Origin of the sequence: Yoonia litorea, assembly GCF_900114675.1 — a bacterium.
GTDB classification, from domain to species: Bacteria; Pseudomonadota; Alphaproteobacteria; order Rhodobacterales; family Rhodobacteraceae; genus Yoonia; species Yoonia litorea.
In genome coordinates this window covers 114891-133136 of sequence record NZ_FOZM01000001.1, presented here as the reverse complement: position 1 = coordinate 133136, position 18246 = coordinate 114891, and the positions used below count along the sequence as shown (strand labels likewise).

Sequence of the window (18246 nt, the reverse complement as noted above, 5' to 3'; positions counted from 1 at the left end):
CCCGGTTGGGTGCCCCTATAGCCTCAGCCAATCTGGCGCAAAATCAAGACGCTGACAGCCGCCGAACTCTGCCGCGCGCGCCAGTTCTTTTCGCAACGCAGTCATGCGACCATCACCGATCTTGACACCGTCCTCTGGCCAAAACGCGCGGACCACCAAGGTCTCTGCATCACGCTTCATGTCGATCCGTCCAATCAGCCTCTCGCCTTGCATCATCGGGAACACGTAATAGCCGTAACGGCGTTTTGGTGCCGGCACGAAAATCTCGATCCGGTAGTGAAATCCGAACAGTCTTTCGGCGCGTTTGCGGTCTCTCAATGCCGGATCGAAGGGAGAAAGGATACGGATGCGTGATACAGGGGTCGGTGCAGGACGATCCAGGAGATCAGGCCATGCGAATGAACGGCGCAGCTTTCCGTCGACCATCTCGATATCGACGGCCATGATCCGCCCTTGCGCCAGCGCCTCGTGACACCAGCGTTTTGCTTCATCGGGCGTGACATGATCCCAAAATGCGGCGAGCTCACCACTGGTCGCAAAACCCAAACGGTCCAGCGCACCTGCACAGCACCAGTCGATGGTGTCAGGGATGTCATGGCGACGATTGAGATGCTCAGGCGGTATAACGCGCTCGGTCAGATCATAGACCTTCGTAAAACCGGCCCTGCGCACGACCGAAATTTCCCCACTGCGCCAAAGATACTCCAAAGCTGTCTTGGACGGATGCCAATCCCACCAGCCGCCTGAGCCGCGGCTTTCGTCGGTTCCCACATCGCCGGACGTACAGGCACCATGATCGGCAATCTGACGGAGCACATCGTCGATCTTGGCTGTGAAATCACCACGACGCCAGTCCTTCCAGCGCGACTCCATGCGCGCGGCGTCACGCGCAAAACGAAGACGCCAGTATGCGAAGCTTTCGATGGGGATCGTTGCCGCATCATGTGTCCAGTGTTCAAAAAGCTTGCGGTCGCGATGGAGCAAGTTCTGCAGCGCCTCTGGCCTATAGCGCTGCCGACGTGACCAAAGAATTAAGTCATGCGCCCGTGCGAAGGTGTTGACGCTGTCCAGTTGCACAAACCCCAGATCATCAATCACGGCCTTGAGATCGCTTGTGCGGCCGGTTCCCGATGGGCGCTCTCTCAGACCGTGTTTATCCAAGAAGATCCGGCGCGCTTGCGCATTTCTGATGATGGGAACGTTCACGTCGCGGTCTCTTCCGCCGCAATCTGCTGGAGCCTGAGCTGGCGCAAAGTCTCGACCATGGCGGCTGTCACCAGCCCGATATTCAAAAGCCCATTGAGTGCAGCCATGCCACCAAGCAAGCGCCACTCGATTGGCAACAATATGTCACCGAACCCCAACGTCGTGAATGAGACGAGCGAAAAATAGACCGATGTCTCAAGCGTTGGGAAAACACCCAGCAAGAGAAACGTGAGCGCCCACATCCAGACCGCAATCGTCATCTGAACCAGGACCCAAAGCGCAGTGAGACAAAGCACCATAATCAGCTTAGGACGGTGCGGGGCACGGGTCAGCCAAGGACGCAACCGCGTCACGCGTAACTCAAACAACCAGAAACTCATTCCCGCAATAAGGACCGACGAAACTAGTAGCAGACTGCCGATTGCTATTTGCACCAGCATCGTTTCCTCCCTCCCGCGGCCGTACAACCCCTTGTCCCACCGGCAGCCTTGGCATATCTCTGCGCAACTATGGCCAAGAAACCGGAAAACAAAAACTACAAAGTGGTCGCCGAGAACCGGCGCGCGCGTTTTGATTATGCGATTGAGGACGATCTGGAAGTCGGCATTGTCCTGCATGGATCCGAGGTCAAATCCCTGCGTGAAGGTCAGTCGAATATCGCCGACAGCTACGCCTCGGTCGATGACGGCGAACTCTGGCTCACGAACGCTTACATCGCACCATACGACCGGGCAATGTTCACCCATGAAGAACGGCGCAAACGCAAACTTCTGGCGAGCAAGCGCGAAGTGGCAAGGCTCTGGAATGCAACGAAGCGCGAAGGTATGACGCTTGTCCCGCTGGTGATGTATTTCAACGACCGTGGATTGGTGAAGCTCAAGATCGCGACTGCCAAAGGTAAGAAGACACACGACAAACGCGAAACGCAGGCCAAGCGTGACTGGGGTCGCCAGAAGCAAAGGTTGCTCAAAGAGCATTAACTCTTTCAAGGCTGCGGCGCGCCAAAGCTGCACACCAAGTGAAACCTCATAAATCAAGGATACCTTCCGCCACGGCGCTTGTTTTGCAGGCGTGTGCGCGTTAGGGCTGGCAGCAGTGATCCTTGGAGGTGAAGATGACACCAGTCCAGACAGAAGATGATCCCAAGACCCTCGTCAGTACGGCTTGGTTGTCAGCCCACCTGAAAGACCCTGACCTGCGCATTTTTGATGCCTCTTGGTATCTGCCCGATATGAACCGCGATGCCAAAGCAGAGTATGCAGCCGGCCACATCCCTGGCGCCCGCTTCTTTGACATTGATGAGATCAGCGACCATCGCTCAGAGCTGCCGCATATGGCGCCACCAGTCGAAAAATTCATGTCACGCATGCGCGCGATGGGTGTGGGTGATGGACACCAAGTCGTTGTCTATGACGGTGCCGGCCTGTTTTCAGCGGCACGGGTATGGTGGCTCTTTCGATTGATGGGTCAACGCAATATCGCTGTTCTGGACGGCGGACTGCCGAAATGGACATCCGAGGGACACCCGGTCACAACTGATGCACCCGTCATCCGCGACCGGCATATGACTGTGAAATTTGACGGCAAACGCACACGCGATGTGACCGATGTGGCGCGCGCGGCAAAGCTTGGCGACCACAGCATCATTGACGCCCGACCGCCTGCCCGTTTCAGGGGTGAGGCACCAGAGCCGCGCGAAGGGCTACGTGCAGGGCATATCCCGGGCTCCAGAAATGTATTCTTCAAAGACCTTTTGAATGAAGACGGCACGATGAAAGCCCCCAACACGCTGCGAACGATCTTCAAGGATGCAGGTGTCGACCTACAAAAACCCGCGATCACAACTTGTGGGTCAGGTGTCTCCGCAGCAGTCCTTTCACTTGCACTCGAACGAATCGGCAAAACCGATCACGCGCTTTATGATGGCTCATGGTCCGAATGGGGCATGTACGCCGACCTTCCAATCGCAACCGGAGCGAACTGATGCTTGAAAATCTCTCTGCACAGCCTGCCGATAAAATTCTGGCACTGATGGCCACTTTCAAGGCCGATCCAAGATCGGACAAGGTGGATCTTGGTGTTGGTGTCTACAAGGATGCCACAGGCAACACGCCTGTCATGCGGGCCGTCAAGGAAGCGGAGCGTCGGATTCTCAATGACCAAAAGAGCAAAGCCTATGTCGGCCTTGCTGGTGATCCTGATTTCAGCGCGGTGATGAAGGACCTCGTTCTTGGCGACAGTGTTGCACAGGAACGCGTCGCGGCCGTCGCCACACCTGGGGGTACAGGCGCTATTCGTCAGGCATTGGAGTTGATCCGCATTGCCGCGCCGCAGGCAACGGTTTGGCTTTCGAACCCGACATGGCCCAACCATCCGTCCATCATCAAATACCTCGGTATGAAGACGGCAGAGTATCGCTATTTCGATAGCGCGACGCGTGGTGTGGACTTCAAGGGCTTGCTTGAAGATCTCGAACAGGTGGCTGAAGGCGATGTGGTCCTGCTGCATGGCTGTTGCCACAACCCAACGGGTGCGAACCTCACCTATGATCAAATGTCTCAGGTCATTTCACTGATGCAAAAGAAGCGCGCGGTGCCAATGGTCGATATCGCCTACCAAGGATTTGGTGACGGCTTGGCTGAGGATGCGGTGGCGACCCGTCAGATCGCAAGCAGCTTTGATAACTGCTTGGTCGCGGCGAGTTGTTCCAAAAACTTCGGGATTTACCGCGAAAGAACCGGCATCCTGATGGCAATTGCCAAGGACGCCGATCAACAGGCGCTCGCGCAACAGAACCTGGCATTTCTGAACCGTCAGAATTATTCCTTCCCGCCCGATCACGGTGCAAGGGTTGTCACGACGATCCTTCAGGACCCGGAATTGCGGGCCGATTGGGAAGCGGAACTGGAGGAAACACGCAACAGTATGCTGGCACTCCGACAGCAGCTTGCCGATGAATTGCGCAGACTGTCCAACAGCGACCGCTTTGATTTCCTTGCCGATCACAGAGGCATGTTCAGCCGCCTCGGGACATCGCCAGAGATGGTAGAAAAGCTGCGCGCAGACCATGGTATCTACATGGTCGGCGACAGCCGTATGAACATTGCCGGATTGAACGCCAAGACCGTCCCGGTCCTTGCCAAAGCTATTATCGACGCAGGCATCTAGTCGGCGCGATGCCTTATTGGTGCAGACGCAGCATGCCGATGCTGCGTCTGCGAAAAGATGCTTGCGATGCATCAAGCAATAATCTATCAGACTGGCGACCCTTGACGAAATAATCATACGCAAAGGATGTAGTATGTCTTTCCGCCTGCAACCGACACCGCCCGCCCGTCCAAACCGCTGTCAGTTGTTTGGACCGGGATCAAACACCAAGCTCTTTGAAAAGATGGCGGCAAGCGCTGCTGACGTGATCAATCTTGACCTTGAGGACAGTGTCTCGCCGTCTGATAAGGATGTCGCGCGTGCGAATGTCATCCAAGCCATCAACGACGTGGACTGGAACAGCAAGTACCTGTCGGTCCGCATCAATGGCCTTGATACACCGTACTGGTACAAAGACGTCGTTGACGTAATGGAACAGGCAGGCGACCGAATTGACCAGATTATGATCCCCAAAGTGGGCTGCGCTGCTGACGTTTACGCAGTTGACGCGCTTGTCACCGCGATTGAGCGCGCGAAGGGCCGCACGAAGCCAATCACCTTTGAGGTCATTATCGAATCTGCGGCAGGTATTGCCCATGTCGAGGAGATTGCCGCCAGCAGCCCACGGATGGCAGCGATGAGCCTTGGGGCAGCCGATTTTGCTGCTTCAATGGGAATGCAGACAACTGGCATCGGAGGCACGCAGGAAAATTACTACATGCTGCACAGGGACACCCGTCACTACTCCGATCCTTGGCATTGGGCACAAACTGCGATTGTTGCAGCGTGTCGGACGCATGGCGTGTTGCCTGTCGATGGCCCATTTGGCGACTTCAGCGATGACGAAGGATATCGCGCACAGGCCCGCCGTTCCGCAACGCTTGGTATGGTTGGGAAATGGGCGATCCACCCTAAACAAATCGCTTTGGCCAATGAAGTCTTTACGCCTTCTGAGGAAGCTGTTGCCGAGGCACGGGAAATCCTTGCTGCAATGGAAGATGCCAAAGCTCGAGGCGAAGGCGCGACCGTCTATAAGGGTCGTCTGGTCGACATCGCTTCGATCAAGCAGGCGGAGGTCATCGTGCGCCAGTCCGAGATGATTGCAGCCAGCTGAATTTCAATAGTGGCTTGAAGTTGGGGCGCCCCTGATTAGGGGGCGCCCTTTATCGTTCCCAGACCCTGCTGGCGTTGCAACCCGTCCAGCCATGCGCCATATATCCTAGACAGAATATACAAGAGTTGGCCGCGAATGACGCAATACCTCGACTTTGAAAAGCCACTTGCCGAAATTGAAGGCAAAGCTGAAGAACTCCGCGCGATGGCACGCGAGAATCCGGAAATGGATGTTGAGAAAGAGGCAAGTGCGCTTGATAAGAAGGCCGCCGATCTTCTGAAGTCGTTGTATGCCGATCTGACGCCTTGGCGGAAATGTCAGGTTGCGCGCCACCCACAGCGCCCACATTGCAAAGACTATATCGACGCGCTCTTCACCGAGTTTACTCCGCTCGCCGGTGATCGGAATTTTGCCGACGATCTGGCCGTGATGGGCGGCTTGGCGCGTCTGGACGGGCAGCCTGTGATGGTTATCGGGCACGAAAAGGGTGATGACACGAAATCGCGGATTGAACGGAACTTCGGAATGGCCCGACCAGAAGGATACCGCAAGGCGATCCGGCTGATGGAACTGGCCAATCGCTTTGGCATCCCGGTGATTACACTGGTCGATACACCAGGCGCATACCCTGGAAAGGGCGCAGAGGAACGCGGCCAATCTGAGGCAATCGCGCGTTCGACCGAGAAATGCTTGGAACTAGGCGTCCCTCTGATCAGCGTTGTCATCGGTGAAGGTGGGTCAGGCGGTGCAGTCGCATTTGCAAGTGCCAACCGCGTCGCCATGCTTGAGCACTCGATCTATTCGGTGATCAGTCCTGAGGGATGTGCCTCTATCCTTTGGAAGGACGCTGAAAAAATGCGTGAGTCCGCTGAGGCGCTGCGCCTGACGTCAAAAGACCTGCATGAACTCGGTGTGTGCGACCGGATCATTGAAGAGCCCGAAGGTGGCGCTCATCGCGACAGAAGCGCTGCGATCAAGTCTGTTGGAGATGCACTGTCCCAGATGCTGAACGAATTGCGCGATCTGTCCCCCGAAAAACTCCGTTCGGACCGTCGGTCAAAGTATCTCTCTTTGGGATCCAAAGGTCTGGCCGCATAATTTTGCGTCTCATTGCGCGGCATTGGCAGCTTTTGGTTCTGACGGGCCTTGTCTTCCTGTTCTGGCAAACGCCAGTCCTGGCTCCACTCAAGATACTCATTGTCTTCTTTCACGAGGCTGCGCATGCAGTCGCGACCATTTTAACTGGCGGTGAAGTCGTCAGTCTCAGCGTCTCGGCGGATCAGGGCGGCTTTGTTCTCAGTCGTGGCGGAAATCGGTTCCTGATTTTGAACGCAGGCTATCTGGGCTCGCTCGTGATCGGCATTGGGCTCTTGCTCGCAGCAAGCAAGAGTGCGGCGGACAAAGCGATAATGGCCGCGCTTGGCGTTCTCATGCTCGTTATCGGTGGACTTTACGTGCGTGATGCCTTTGCGCTGGTGTTTACAATCGGTGTCGGGGTGATGATGCTGCTTTCTGCACGGTTTCTTGCGCACGCCGCAAACGACCTGATCCTGCGCGTCATCGGCTTAACGAGCATGATCTATGTGCCCTTTGACATCTTCAGCGACACGATTTTGCGGTCCAGCCTGAACTCCGACGCAAGAATGCTCGCGACAGAGTTCGGCGGCACAGCGCAGCTATGGGGAACGGTTTGGATTGTGGCGAGCCTTGGCGTGATCTTTTGGGCCATCAAGCGCCTGATCGGCAGCCGCAGTAATGTGCAGATCCGTTAGTCACCACATCGTCTTTTCGGCGCGACCGGCCCATTCAGCGTCATATGTCTTACCGTCAAAACCATCTTCCTGTTCGGTCAGTATCTCACCGACCGTTGGCAGGTCTTCAGGTGCAGTGTCTCCGCCCCAGAGGTTTGCGCGCATCATAGCGCGCGCGCATTGGGTGTAGATCTCTTTTATCGTGATCACGGCAACACTGCGCGGGACACGACCACGATCATTGAAACGTCCGATCAATTCGGGATCGGTCGACAATACGGCGTGACCGTTGACACGCACCACGTTGTTGGACCCGGGGATCGCAAACATCAGACTGATCCTGCCGTCTTCGACGATGTTGCGGAGCGTATCTATCCTGTTGTTTCCACGCCAATCAGGCAGCAGAAGCGTTTTGACGTTCAACTCCTGCACAACAGGACCATCATCACCGCGGGGGCTGCCATCTGTCCCTTCGGGCCCGACAGTAGAAACCACACAGAACCGCGAAGCCATGATCCATTTGCGATAGAGCGGTGTCAGCTGTGACACAACCTTGATGAGTGAGGCTTTCCCAGGTTGGCCGTAGAGCGCCTCGAGCGTGACAACATCGCGGATAATGTGATCACCCATCAAACCCTGCCTCCTTGTTCAGGCGATCAGAGGCGGTTTCGATTTGCTCTTCGAGCCGCGCCATAAAATCTGCAACCTCGAGTCCCGGTTCGATCTTTGGCAAGAATTCAAATACCGCGGTGCCCGGCTTTCGCATGATGCCGCGCTTGGGCCAGAAAACGCCAACATTGGTGGCAACAGGCACGACCGGCTGCCCCAGTTCACGGTAGAGCGCTCCAGTCCCGATCTTATAGGGCGCTTTGACACCCGGAGCGATGCGGGTTCCCTGCGGATAAATGATCAACTGGCCAGGGTGAGCGTGACCGGCTTTCACGTCAGAGACCATTTTCTTGATGGCCTGACCACGCTTGCCACGGTCAACCGGAATACATCCGATCCGCAAACCAAACTGACCCACAATAGGCGCATACTTCAATATGGCCTTCATAATGAATTTTCCGCGCGGGACCGCGCCATAAATCATCAGCACGTCAAAGAAACACTGATGCTTCGGTGTCACCATGCACTCATACGTCGGCGGCTCGCCCCTGATCTCGGTTTTCAAGCCGATCATCCAGCTGGCAGCCCAGCGGATATGACGGCAATAGGCGTGACACGCGGCGACCGCCCCGTCAGAAGAAATAATCGCAGGGATAAGATAGACGATCCCGAACACCAGCACGCAAAGATACATATACGCGTTGAAGAGCAGTGACCTGATCCACTGGATCGCATCTTTCATGTCATTTCCTTCAATTTGCCAAATGCGGCAGTTCGGGTCGCAGCAAATGCCACGATGCCTGACAAAAGCGGAATGACCAAGAGCCACAACCACTCAAACCCTGCAAACCCGACACCAAGCAATATGCTGTCCCGCCCCTGATCCTGTGGCATCGCCAGAAGGATCAGCAATCCAAGCACTGCGCCAACGGTAGCACCGGCCAAGGCGCGCAGCGTATAGCGGCGGACAAAAGCTCTCGCGATGTAGGCGTCGCGGGCTCCGACGAGGCGCAGAACCCGAATAACCTGCTCATTTGCGACAAGTGACGCATGTGCAGCAAGCGTGACCATGGCCGCTAACGTCGTGACAATCAGGATGACCACCCCCCAGATGATTAAACGAATGCGGTCTGCTGCCTTCAGCAACGGTTCCCGCCACGCGCCATGATCATCGAAAACTGCCCCCGGTACCTCTGCAGACAGTCGCGCCCTCAGCCCATCGGCATCATATCCCGCGCCCCCGGCAACGACCGTCACGATCTGCGGTTGCGGCAGGTTTTCCAAAGTCAGATCAGGGCCGAACCACGGCTCGAGCAGGGCTTGCTGTTCATCGCTTGAAAGGGCGCGCGCGGCAGTAATTCCGGGCGTTTGTTCCAAAACACGGAGCGCAGTCTGAAGCATGGCATCAACGTCGCCTCGATCAGCAGGCAATCGCAGCGTAGCGGACTGCGCCAACTCGTCGGCCCACGCGTCGGCCACACGCGCTGTCGTCATCGAAATCGCCAATGCAATGACGGCCAAAAGCGCCATGGCCGCGGACACAAAGACCGTCAAGCGCGCTGTTAGTCCGGTTGGAGGCACGGCACGGTCCGCCTGTGCATCGCCAACTATGAGCGCGATCACACTATTCATAGATCTGCTCCAGCCTGAATAAGTTGACCGTCCTTGAGGCGCGATACGCGCGCACTGACCTGAGACTTCATCGTGCGGATCATGCCCAAATCATGCGTCGCAATTAGGACAGACTTGCCCATTTTGTTAAGTTCTACGAGCAGCTTCATTAACCGCTCGGACATTTCCCAGTCGACGTTCCCTGTCGGCTCATCAGCAAGAATGACATCGGGCGAAAGGATAACAGCACGTGCGAGTGCTGCGCGTTGGCGTTCCCCGCCGGATAGCTCTGGCGGTCTTTGGTCCGCCTGCTTTGTCAGTCCGACCCATTTCAGCAACTCAGGCAGGTTCTTGCCGACTTCGTCGTGGCGACCTGCCACCGTGAGCGGCAAAACGATGTTTTCGGCAATGCTAAGATGGTCGAGAAACTGGCAGTCCTGATGGACGACACCGATACGGCGACGCGCAACAGCCACCTCATCACGCCCAAGGTTGGCCGCATCTTTTCCAAATAAGCGGACTTGGCCGGTTTTGGCCCTCAGATCTGCATAGCATAGCTTCAGGAGCGTTGTTTTGCCTGCTCCGGACGCACCGGTTAGGAAATGGAATGACCCTTTTGCAAGCTCAAGAGATAGCTGCGAAAACAGCATCGAGCCGCCATATCCATATGACACTTTATCGAGTTCGATCACCGCACTGCCCTTCGCGATTTGCAACACTTCTGCCGAAATCGAACGCATGATTCAATCGCTTCAGTCTTCTGGTGGCAAATCCTTTGCCTTTGCCGCTGGCATTGGTAGTTTAACGGCAATAACAAAGAACATGTTTGTGACGGGCAGAAGGATTTGGAATGCGGCTCATTTGTCCAAAATGCGATGCGCAGTATAACGTTGCCGATGATGCGATCCCCAAAGGGGGACGTGATGTGCAGTGCTCAACTTGCGGCCATACGTGGTTCCAGACGGAGATGTCACGCGTCCTGTCACGTCCCGTTTCGCGCGTCTTGTCGCGGCCAATTCCAACTGCAGTGAAATCAGAGGCAACTGAACCGAAGAACGAAGCATCCCGCGACGTTGGTGCCTATGACGTGCCTCATCAGCACAAAGACAAAAGTCAGACGCATGAGCCCAAACATCGGCCTGTCGATGCAAATATTGCGAATATCCTGCGCGAGGAGGCGTCACGCGAACATGATGTGCCGGCCCGCGAAAGCGAGAAATACAGCTCCAAACTTCCAGAACGCAAAGCTGCGCCCGCTGTTGATCTGAAGGCCACCCGCGAACGCATCGCACAGATGACCGACGCTGAGGGCGGAACCCGATCAAAAACTACCAGCAGTAGCGCAGCAACAGCCGTTGCGGCACCGGCAACCGCCAACCCACGCACCATTCCCGATATAAACGAGGTTAATGCGGTCCTGCGCGCCCGGGATCAGAACAATTCGAACGCGGGCATCACTGAAGCTGATCGTGTCGACGCAGCCCGTCGGCGTGGCTTCAGGCGTGGCTTCCTCATTGTGGTTGCGCTGTTCGTGGTCATCATCACCCCATACGTTCTTGCAGAACAAATCATCGAGAACCTGCCACAATCACGGGAGACGATGATCCGATATGTCGCGGTGATGAACGAGCTCAGAGCATCGTTGAATGTCTTTGTCGGCAGTATCGTTGAGAGTGTCAGAGCGCTAATCGCGCAAGTGCAACCCTAGAACTGATCCAGAAGACGCCGCAGATAATCGCGTTCGACCTCAGGTCGGTCCTGTTCGGCTGAGCGGCGACGAATTTCTCCTAAAAGCTCTTCGGCGCGGCGATTTACATCAGCGCCACCCAAGAGACTTTGGTCGGTCCCAAGCTGGCCGGTATTTCCCATCTCACGGCCCAAGGGGTCGCGCTGCGCGTCGGATTCGCGACTTGCGGCCTGCCCCTGCTCAGAGCCTTGGCCAGGCTGTGCGTTCTGGTTTTCAGCCATCGCCTGCCCTAGTTCGCGCATCCCGTTGCGCAGTGCATCCATTGCTTCGGCCTGTTGATCAATGGCTTCGGCCAGGTCACCGTCTCGTAGCGCCTCTTCAGCACCTTCCATGGCTCCTTCTGCACGCTCAAGCGACTGCCGTGCGATCTCGCCGGACTCGCCGGGCAAATTCGGTAAGCTGTTCCGCTGACGTTCCAGTTCTTCGCGAAGTGCGCGCTGACGTTCCGCGAGGTTGCGCTCATCGCCTTCGCCGCCAGCGCCATCGCCGCGCTGCTCACCACTTTGGGCGTCTTCCCCGACACCTTGACCTTGACCCTGTCGCCCGCTTTGGCCGGGCTGGTTGCCGTCCTGTCCTTGCTGGCCTTGCGGCTGTCCAGGTCGTTGTCCCTGCTGGCCTTGCTGGCCCTGTTGCCCCGGCTGGCTTTGCTGACCTTGTTGTCCACGCTGCTGACCCTGTTGTTCACCCTGTTGCTGCAAGTCGCGGAATGCATCGTCCGAGAGTTCTTCTTGATCACGTAAGGTTTCAGCAAGATCCTGCATGGATTGTTCGCCGGGGCTTTGGGGGCCTTCACCGCCTTCCCCTTGGGTCACACGCAGGTTTTCCATCAACTCGTTCAGCTGTTCCATCAACTGCTGCGCTTCGGCCATGCGGCCTTCCTGCATGAGTTGTTCAATGCGGTCCATCAGGGCCTGCAATTCGTCCATGCCCATCTGTTCGCCTTGCTGGCCGCTGTCAGCCATGTCTGTGCCGTCGCCAGGCTCAGCCTGCTCCGCGAGCATACGCAGATAGTCATCAGTCGCCTCGCGCAATTCCTGCATCAGTTCGGCGATTTCCTCATCTGACGCACCATTTCGCATCGCCTCTGCCAGCCGTTCCTGGGCACGACGCAGCCGCTCGCGGGCATCAGCGAGACGGCCATCCTCAAGCTGGATAGCCAGTTCCCACAACGCATCAACAATCTCGGCCTGTCCTTCGTCTGTCATGCCAAAGGTTGCCATGTTGTCGAGACGACGAATGATGGTCCGCATCCGCAGATAAATTGTCTCACTTGTGAAAAAGCCTTCAGGCTGGTTTGAAACAGCCCGAAGTATCTGATTCACGCGGCGGGCGTTTGCCTTTGACCACATCAAATCGCGACGCTGTTCAATGACCGCGCGGGCCAACGGCTGAAAAAAGCGTCGGCCAGGAAGGATCAGGCTTTCGGGGTCAGATTGGCCGATCTGACCTGCGGCATCGGTTACGGAAAACTCCATAATGACGGGCAGGTTTGCCAACGGATGTTCGCTGAGATCGTCGATAAGAATTTCTTCAAACTCAGCACGGTCGCCCGTGAAGGGCATCGGAAGGTCCAATACCAGTGGCGCAACAGGATCGGGATCAATGGTCAATCCATGCCTACGGTCCACAGAGGCCAGATCGAGTGTGATTGTCGCCGTTCCGGTTTCCACACCATAGTCATCGCTCACCGCGAAGCTTTGCGACATCTCACCCATCGCGTCAGCTTCGATCGGGGCGGTCAATGCCACTGAGGGTGCGGTATCCTCAACCGCAATCACCTGCCAGGTTACTTCGTTCGGGCCCGAAATGGTGAGTTCACCTGACCGCGAAATGGTGAACTGTTGCTGCGCCTCGGACGCAGAACCAAGTTCGCCTGTGCGACCTGACACTGTTTCAGCGACGGTCAAAGCGCCGACTTCACCATAGAGACGCAAGGTGATTTGGCTTCCCTCCGGTACGCGCAGCGTGCCAGCCGGGATATCGTTGAGGTAGAGTGAAGGTTTGCCTGTGTAGGCCGGCGGTTCAATCCAGCCTTCCCAAACAGGGCCTGTTGCCAGCGATGGCTCTTGCCCTGCAACGATCTCTCCGACGGAGCCGACGCGAAGGAATGATCCGAAAAGCACCGCCGTGACAAAGAAGATAAGCGCTATGAACCGCAGCCCATAAGGATCGCGGTCTGAAACACGCAGGTCGGGCTCAACAGCTTTGGCTTGTTTGGTGCGGTCAGCCATCCGCGCGATGTGGGCACGCCAAACAGCTTCCGATGCCGCATCACCGGCGCCAATCGCCTGCGTATCTGCAAGCGCGGCAATAGGGCGTCCCGGCAAACTGGCATCAACACGTGCGGTTGCATCCTCGATTGATGGCAAGCGAAAACGGCGCACACCCCAAACAAGCGTGCCAAGAAACGCCAACACTGCGACAACACCACCGCCCCAAAGCACCTCAAGCGGCAGCGTATCCTGCCAACCCATCATCAACGGCGCGAGAATGAAGAAAATAGTTGTCCAGAACGGCCAAAATGCGCGCACGACCTCTTCGGCCACCATCCCTGCACGGGTGGCAGCAACCGGAAAGCGCAGTTGGCGCAAGCTGTCCTGCTGATCTTGCAGCGATCTATCTCCTCAGGCGTCGTACGCTAGCGTCGCGTCGTCAGCCCTTTGGATCAGACCAACCACTCTGGCAGCGTATCGCGTGCAATCATTTCTTCATAGGTAGGTCGGGCGCGAATAACTGCAAATTGATCGCCATCCACGAGAACCTCCGGGATGAGCGGGCGCGAGTTATACTCCGACGACATGACCGCGCCATATGCACCTGCAGAACGAAAAGCGACCAGATCATCCGGCATCACCGCGGGCATAACACGGCCCTTGGCAAATGTGTCACCGCTTTCGCAGACCGGCCCGACGATATCGTATTTCGCAGGCTCCGCGCCTGGCTGGGGTTCAATAACCGGGACAATATCGTGGTAAGCGTCGTACATCGCCGGACGGATCAAGTCGTTCATTGCGCCATCGAGGATCAGAAAGTCGCGGTCCTCACCAGATTTCACGTAGATCACTTTGGAGACCATGAGCCCCGCATTGCCGGAGATCAGGCGACCCGGTTCGATCTCGATCTCACAGCCCAGATGCCCGACGGTGCGCTTGATCAGGTCGCCGTAATCAGTCGGCAAAGGTGGTGCCTCATTTGACCGCGAATAGGGAATGCCCAAACCTCCGCCCAAGTCGAGGCGCGTGATCTCGTGCCCATCTGCACGGAGTGTCTCTGTGAGTTCCGCAACCTTGCGATATGCCGCTTCAAATGGCGCAAGCTCGGTCAATTGGGAACCGATATGTACGTCGATACCGATCACTTTCAGACCCGGCATCTTGGCGGCCATCGCGTAAACGTCGCGCGCGCGGCTGATGGGAATACCGAACTTGTTTTCAGATTTACCAGTCGCGATCTTTGCGTGGGTTTTTGCGTCCACATCAGGGTTCACGCGTACGGTGATCGGGGCCACGACGCCGAGTGATTGCGCCACCTGATCCAGTACGATCATCTCGGGTTCGCTTTCGACGTTGAACTGGCGAATGCCGCCTTCGAGCGCCATACGCATTTCATCTGCCGTCTTGCCGACGCCCGAAAAAACGATGCGTTCGCCAGGAATGCCAGCGGCCTTGGCACGCAGGTATTCACCCCCCGAGACTACATCCATACCCGCGCCGGCATCCCCGAGAAGCTTGATAATTGCCTGATTGGAGGCAGACTTCATCGCAAAGCAGACCAGGTGGTCACCCCAAGCGAGTGCGTCGTCAAACAGTTGAAAGTGACGTTTCAGGGTTGCGGTGGAATAGACATAGAACGGCGTGCCAACAGCAGCCGCAATTTCGGTCACGGGCACATCTTCAGCGTAGAGTGCGCCATCACGGTAGAGAAAATGATCCATCGCTTGTCATCCCAGTCAGAACGGGATGGGACATAGCAGAAAGCGATGAAAGGCCAACCCTGTTTCGGGCTACCCCTTGCGCCCTCGCAAATAGAGATAGAGTGGCAGTCCGCAGCTCACCCCGATGCAATAAGTCGCTGGAATCGCCAGCAAGCGCAGCCAGTCGCGTTTTGCAAAAGCCTCGTAGATCACCCAGATCGTCAGTGTCACTGCCGCGACCGTCAGATCCCAGACCAAACCGCTTGTGGCGGCATTCGCATGCCATGCATCAACCATATTCATGATTGACCAACCGTTTTCCTGAAACCAGCTGATGAAGTAGTACATCGGATGGATCGTGCCCCAGACGGCAAGGGCCAGCCAGACAAAGCGCATCCTAAAGACCAACCCCGACAGAGACCGTGCCGTTGCTGGCACCCACGGTTGCTCCCGGCGTCACACCGTTTGGACCAATGTTCAAACCAAGGTTCGCGGTCGGCACGAAGGGCGCGCCATCGGCACCGCAAGCCGCAAGCACCGTCAGACTGATGATCAAAACAAGTGGTTTCATCCCAAGACCTCTTTCCATTGCGCGACTTGCGCGCGAACGTTTTCTGGCGACGTGCCGCCAAAACTGGTGCGTGAGGCGACCGAATTCTCGACCCCCAACACATTAAAAACGTCCTCGCGGATGCCTGCATGGACCGATTGCATGTCCGCGAGGCTCAGATCCGGCAGGTCACAGCCCTTATCCTCGGCCATCGCAACCAGCGAACCCGTCACATGATGTGCGTCTCGGAAAGGTAGGCCAAGTTCGCGCACAAGCCAGTCGGCAAGATCAGTCGCGGTGGAAAACCCGCTCGAGGCCGCAGCTTTCAGATTCTCCACCTGTGCGGACATATCTGCCACCATCCCCGTCATCGCCGCCAGCGCCAGCATCAGGTTGTCGGCAGCGTCGAATGTCTGTTCCTTATCTTCCTGCATGTCCTTGGAATAGGTCAGCGGCAGCCCCTTCATCACCGTCATCAAGGCGACATTTGCTCCAAAAATCCGGCCTATCTTGGCGCGGATCAGTTCGGCTGCGTCAGGGTTGCGCTTTTGCGGCATGATCGACGAACCGGTCGACCACTTGTCCGACATCTTCACAAAGCGGAACTGCGCCGAGGACCAGATCACCAGCTCTTCCGCCAGGCGGCTGAGGTGCATCGCGCAGATGCTGGCGCTGGACAGAAACTCCAGTGCGAAGTCGCGGTCTGACACAGCATCAAGCGAGTTTGCCATCGGGCGGTCAAAGTCCAGCGCCTTGGCCGTCATCTCGCGGTCAATCGGGAACGAGGTGCCCGCCAGCGCCGCCGCACCAAGGGGCGAAGTGTTCATCCGCGCGCGCGCATCGGCAAAACGCGATCTGTCACGGGCAAACATCTCGACATAGGCCAGCATGTGGTGCCCCCATGTGACAGGCTGTGCCGTCTGCAGATGTGTAAAGCCGGGCATCACCCAATCCGCCCCAGCCTCCGCTTGGCCGAGCAGTGCTTTCTGCAAAGCAGCCAGAGCCTCATCCGCCTGATCGCACTGATCACGGACCCAAAGCCGGAAGTCGACGGCGACCTGATCATTGCGAGAGCGTGCCGTGTGCAAACGACCAGCAGGCTCGCCAACAATTTCCTTCAACCGCGCCTCGACATTCATATGAATGTCTTCCAGCGCTGTCGAAAACGGGAAATCGCCGGTTTCAATCTCTGACAAGACTGTGAGCAGCCCTTCCCGAATGGCCTCGGCGTCTTTATCCGTAATGATGCCTGTCGCAGCGAGCATCGCGGCATGGGCACGAGAACCTGCAATATCCTGCGGCGCCAGTCGACGGTCATATCCGATTGAGGCGTTGATCGCCTCCATGATCGCGTCCGGTCCGGCGGCAAAACGCCCGCCCCACATGGTGTTTGCAGATTTGGTCATAAAGGAAAGCCTATGCGCAAATTGATATCGGCACTGCTTTATACGGCCCTTTTGGGTGTTGCAAACATTGCCCATGCAGACATCGCCGAGCTAGAGGCGCTGCGCAAAGGCGACATGCGCAAACTGATTTTCCATAGTGAACCCTGGGAGGGGTCCTCGACTGCTTTTACACATGAAGACGGAAGCGAGATGACGCTTGCCGAATTTGAAGGGCAGGTCGTGGTTCTGAATTTCTGGGCGACTTGGTGCGCACCTTGCCGCAAGGAAATGCCCCATCTGTCGGCCTTGCAGTCTGAAATGGGCGGCGATGACCTTCAGGTGGTGACTGTAGCCACAGGCCGTAACGCCCGGCCCGCGATGGAGCGCTTTCTTGAAGAAATAGGCGTCGATAACTTGCCGCTGCACACAGATAACCGATCGTCACTTGCACGCAGCATGGGCGTGCTTGGTCTGCCAGCAACAATCATCCTTGATCGTGAGGGAAATGAATTGGGGCGGATGCAGGGCGAGGCTGATTGGTCCAGCGATAATGCAACGGCCATCTTGTCCCGTATCGTCGACGGCCAGTATTGAATCTGACGCTCTAGGCTCGTCCTGCCGTCGCAGAAAGCAGCAACGGGTCAATACCCATCATCTTGAGCGATGCCGACCATTTCTGATCATCAGGGGTGTGGAAAACCAGTTCTTCGTTAGGATCACACGTCAACCAGCCATTCCGTGAGATTTCAAATTCCAGTTGGCCCGGACCCCAACCAGCGTATCCAAGTGTCATGAGGGCCGTCTTGGGTCCCTCTCCTCGCCCGATATCTTCGAGGACCTTCAGGGTCGCCGTCATCCGAAAACTTTCGTCCACCTCTAGCGTCCCGTCCTTGCATCGGTAGTCACTTGAATGCAGGACAAAACCTCTTTGCTGTTCGACGGGACCACCATCGTATAGCCGCGGAAACGGCCCCGCATTGATGCTTTGCGCAATTTCAAGCTGCTCAAGCAGTGCGGAAAAACTGACGCCCTGTTTGGGCCGGTTGATCACCAGCCCCATTCCTCCCTCTGCCGAATGGTCGCACATGAAAATGACCGACTTGGCAAATCGCGGGTCGGACATATCCGGCATGGCAATCAACAGCTTACCGGTGAGCTTTGTGACGGTGGTGGTCATGCAACCAAGATGTTCATCAAACGACTGTGACGCAAG

At 56.8% G+C, this 18246-nt stretch carries 20 protein-coding genes; 8 read left to right on the top strand and 12 right to left on the bottom strand.

All coding sequences use genetic code 11. The features are described from left to right. Positions 1-15: 15 nt before the first annotated feature. Together BM316_RS00740 and BM316_RS00735 are read right to left on the bottom strand one after the other, a co-directional pair. Positions 16-1206 carry a winged helix-turn-helix domain-containing protein gene (locus tag BM316_RS00740; protein ID WP_090202720.1) on the bottom strand — a complete coding sequence of 397 codons (1191 nt, stop codon included), beginning with the start codon at positions 1204-1206 and terminating at the stop codon, positions 16-18. Further along, the gene (locus BM316_RS00735) at positions 1203-1586 is read right to left on the bottom strand and encodes an ion channel (RefSeq protein ID WP_242649694.1); all 384 of its coding nucleotides are present in this window, start codon (positions 1584-1586) and stop codon (positions 1203-1205) included. The genes BM316_RS00740 and BM316_RS00735 overlap by 4 nt, the downstream gene beginning before the upstream one ends. A 129-nt stretch (positions 1587-1715) precedes the next feature. Here BM316_RS00735 and smpB point away from each other — a divergent pair, with 129 nt between their 5' ends. From smpB to BM316_RS00705, 6 genes are all read left to right on the top strand, one after another. Beyond that, positions 1716-2186 carry an SsrA-binding protein SmpB gene (gene smpB / locus BM316_RS00730; RefSeq protein WP_090202714.1) on the top strand — a complete coding sequence of 157 codons (471 nt, stop codon included), beginning with the start codon at positions 1716-1718 and terminating at the stop codon, positions 2184-2186. Between the two features lie 134 nt (positions 2187-2320). Further along, positions 2321-3190 carry a 3-mercaptopyruvate sulfurtransferase gene (sseA, locus tag BM316_RS00725; RefSeq protein WP_090207303.1) on the top strand — a complete coding sequence of 290 codons (870 nt, stop codon included), beginning with the start codon at positions 2321-2323 and terminating at the stop codon, positions 3188-3190. Next, on the top strand, positions 3190-4374 hold the full coding sequence (locus BM316_RS00720) for an amino acid aminotransferase (protein ID WP_090202711.1): 1185 nt from the start codon (positions 3190-3192) through the stop codon (positions 4372-4374). Before sseA ends, BM316_RS00720 begins: the two co-directional genes overlap by 1 nt. 133 nt (positions 4375-4507) lie before the next feature. Beyond that, positions 4508-5467 carry an L-malyl-CoA/beta-methylmalyl-CoA lyase gene (locus BM316_RS00715; protein ID WP_090202708.1) on the top strand — a complete coding sequence of 320 codons (960 nt, stop codon included), beginning with the start codon at positions 4508-4510 and terminating at the stop codon, positions 5465-5467. Positions 5468-5602: 135 nt separating this feature from the next. Further along, on the top strand, positions 5603-6565 hold the full coding sequence (locus BM316_RS00710; RefSeq protein ID WP_090202704.1) for an acetyl-CoA carboxylase carboxyltransferase subunit alpha: 963 nt from the start codon (positions 5603-5605) through the stop codon (positions 6563-6565). 2 nt (positions 6566-6567) lie between these two features. Continuing rightward, entirely contained in the window at positions 6568-7239 is a 672-nt protein-coding gene (locus BM316_RS00705) for a M50 family metallopeptidase (protein ID WP_090202703.1), read from the top strand. Here BM316_RS00705 and BM316_RS00700 read toward each other — a convergent pair whose 3' ends face one another. From BM316_RS00700 to BM316_RS00685, 4 genes are read right to left on the bottom strand one after another with little or no spacing between them, the layout of a single operon-like run. Next, the gene (locus BM316_RS00700; protein ID WP_090202700.1) at positions 7240-7848 is read right to left on the bottom strand and encodes a pyridoxamine 5'-phosphate oxidase family protein; all 609 of its coding nucleotides are present in this window, start codon (positions 7846-7848) and stop codon (positions 7240-7242) included. Then, positions 7841-8569, bottom strand: a complete 729-nt coding sequence (locus BM316_RS00695) for a lysophospholipid acyltransferase family protein (protein WP_090202698.1) — start codon at positions 8567-8569, stop codon at positions 7841-7843. The genes BM316_RS00700 and BM316_RS00695 overlap by 8 nt, the downstream gene beginning before the upstream one ends. After that, positions 8566-9459 carry a cell division protein FtsX gene (locus BM316_RS00690; RefSeq protein ID WP_090202697.1) on the bottom strand — a complete coding sequence of 298 codons (894 nt, stop codon included), beginning with the start codon at positions 9457-9459 and terminating at the stop codon, positions 8566-8568. The genes BM316_RS00695 and BM316_RS00690 overlap by 4 nt, the downstream gene beginning before the upstream one ends. Continuing rightward, positions 9456-10130, bottom strand: coding sequence for a cell division ATP-binding protein FtsE (locus BM316_RS00685; RefSeq protein ID WP_090207300.1), 675 nt, complete (start codon positions 10128-10130; stop codon positions 9456-9458). The genes BM316_RS00690 and BM316_RS00685 overlap by 4 nt, the downstream gene beginning before the upstream one ends. Before the next feature lie 158 nt (positions 10131-10288). On the opposite strand from BM316_RS00685, the gene BM316_RS00680 reads away from it, so the two are divergent. Then, complete coding sequence (locus BM316_RS00680) at positions 10289-11146, top strand: zinc-ribbon domain-containing protein (protein ID WP_090202694.1); 858 nt, start codon at positions 10289-10291, stop codon at positions 11144-11146. Here the strand turns inward: BM316_RS00680 and BM316_RS00675 are convergent. The 5 genes from BM316_RS00675 to argH all read right to left on the bottom strand — a co-directional run bounded on the left by BM316_RS00675 (position 11143) and on the right by argH (position 17054). Next, positions 11143-13734: a DUF4175 domain-containing protein gene (locus BM316_RS00675; protein ID WP_090202692.1), complete on the bottom strand. Its 2592-nt coding sequence runs from the start codon at positions 13732-13734 to the stop codon at positions 11143-11145. The two genes, BM316_RS00680 and BM316_RS00675, sit on opposite strands and share 4 nt — an antisense overlap. Positions 13735-13850: 116 nt before the next feature. Further along, on the bottom strand, positions 13851-15119 hold the full coding sequence (lysA, locus tag BM316_RS00670) for a diaminopimelate decarboxylase (protein WP_090202689.1): 1269 nt from the start codon (positions 15117-15119) through the stop codon (positions 13851-13853). Between the two features lie 69 nt (positions 15120-15188). Next, entirely contained in the window at positions 15189-15494 is a 306-nt protein-coding gene (locus BM316_RS00665; RefSeq protein ID WP_090202686.1) for a DUF2834 domain-containing protein, read from the bottom strand. A gap of 1 nt (position 15495) precedes the next feature. Continuing rightward, positions 15496-15669: a hypothetical protein gene (locus BM316_RS16625; RefSeq protein ID WP_165606511.1), complete on the bottom strand. Its 174-nt coding sequence runs from the start codon at positions 15667-15669 to the stop codon at positions 15496-15498. After that, positions 15666-17054 carry an argininosuccinate lyase gene (gene argH, locus BM316_RS00660; RefSeq protein WP_090202682.1) on the bottom strand — a complete coding sequence of 463 codons (1389 nt, stop codon included), beginning with the start codon at positions 17052-17054 and terminating at the stop codon, positions 15666-15668. The genes BM316_RS16625 and argH overlap by 4 nt, the downstream gene beginning before the upstream one ends. A gap of 12 nt (positions 17055-17066) precedes the next feature. Here argH and BM316_RS00655 point away from each other — a divergent pair, with 12 nt between their 5' ends. Further along, entirely contained in the window at positions 17067-17627 is a 561-nt protein-coding gene (locus BM316_RS00655; RefSeq protein WP_090202680.1) for a TlpA disulfide reductase family protein, read from the top strand. 10 nt (positions 17628-17637) lie between these two features. Here the strand turns inward: BM316_RS00655 and BM316_RS00650 are convergent, their stop codons facing one another. Then, positions 17638-18210, bottom strand: a complete 573-nt coding sequence (locus tag BM316_RS00650; RefSeq protein ID WP_090207297.1) for a YqgE/AlgH family protein — start codon at positions 18208-18210, stop codon at positions 17638-17640. Between the last annotated feature and the right edge of the window lie 36 nt (positions 18211-18246).

What these genes read in the sequence shown, in the direction of transcription:
- BM316_RS00735 (WP_242649694.1), bottom strand. Translation starts at nt 1,586, where the DNA reads ATGAGTTTCTGGTTGTTTGAGTTACGCGTGACGCGGTTGCGTCCTTGG.
- smpB (WP_090202714.1), top strand. Translation starts at nt 1,716, where the DNA reads ATGGCCAAGAAACCGGAAAACAAAAACTACAAAGTGGTCGCCGAGAAC.
- sseA (WP_090207303.1), top strand. Translation starts at nt 2,321, where the DNA reads ATGACACCAGTCCAGACAGAAGATGATCCCAAGACCCTCGTCAGTACG.
- BM316_RS00720 (WP_090202711.1), top strand. Translation starts at nt 3,190, where the DNA reads ATGCTTGAAAATCTCTCTGCACAGCCTGCCGATAAAATTCTGGCACTG.
- BM316_RS00715 (WP_090202708.1), top strand. Translation starts at nt 4,508, where the DNA reads ATGTCTTTCCGCCTGCAACCGACACCGCCCGCCCGTCCAAACCGCTGT.
- BM316_RS00710 (WP_090202704.1), top strand. Translation starts at nt 5,603, where the DNA reads ATGACGCAATACCTCGACTTTGAAAAGCCACTTGCCGAAATTGAAGGC.
- BM316_RS00700 (WP_090202700.1), bottom strand. Translation starts at nt 7,848, where the DNA reads ATGGGTGATCACATTATCCGCGATGTTGTCACGCTCGAGGCGCTCTAC.
- BM316_RS00695 (WP_090202698.1), bottom strand. Translation starts at nt 8,569, where the DNA reads ATGAAAGATGCGATCCAGTGGATCAGGTCACTGCTCTTCAACGCGTAT.
- BM316_RS00690 (WP_090202697.1), bottom strand. Translation starts at nt 9,459, where the DNA reads ATGAATAGTGTGATCGCGCTCATAGTTGGCGATGCACAGGCGGACCGT.
- BM316_RS00680 (WP_090202694.1), top strand. Translation starts at nt 10,289, where the DNA reads ATGCGGCTCATTTGTCCAAAATGCGATGCGCAGTATAACGTTGCCGAT.
- BM316_RS00675 (WP_090202692.1), bottom strand. Translation starts at nt 13,734, where the DNA reads ATGGTGGCCGAAGAGGTCGTGCGCGCATTTTGGCCGTTCTGGACAACT.
- lysA (WP_090202689.1), bottom strand. Translation starts at nt 15,119, where the DNA reads ATGGATCATTTTCTCTACCGTGATGGCGCACTCTACGCTGAAGATGTG.
- BM316_RS00665 (WP_090202686.1), bottom strand. Translation starts at nt 15,494, where the DNA reads ATGCGCTTTGTCTGGCTGGCCCTTGCCGTCTGGGGCACGATCCATCCG.
- BM316_RS16625 (WP_165606511.1), bottom strand. Translation starts at nt 15,669, where the DNA reads ATGAAACCACTTGTTTTGATCATCAGTCTGACGGTGCTTGCGGCTTGC.
- argH (WP_090202682.1), bottom strand. Translation starts at nt 17,054, where the DNA reads ATGACCAAATCTGCAAACACCATGTGGGGCGGGCGTTTTGCCGCCGGA.
- BM316_RS00655 (WP_090202680.1), top strand. Translation starts at nt 17,067, where the DNA reads ATGCGCAAATTGATATCGGCACTGCTTTATACGGCCCTTTTGGGTGTT.
- BM316_RS00650 (WP_090207297.1), bottom strand. Translation starts at nt 18,210, where the DNA reads ATGACCACCACCGTCACAAAGCTCACCGGTAAGCTGTTGATTGCCATG.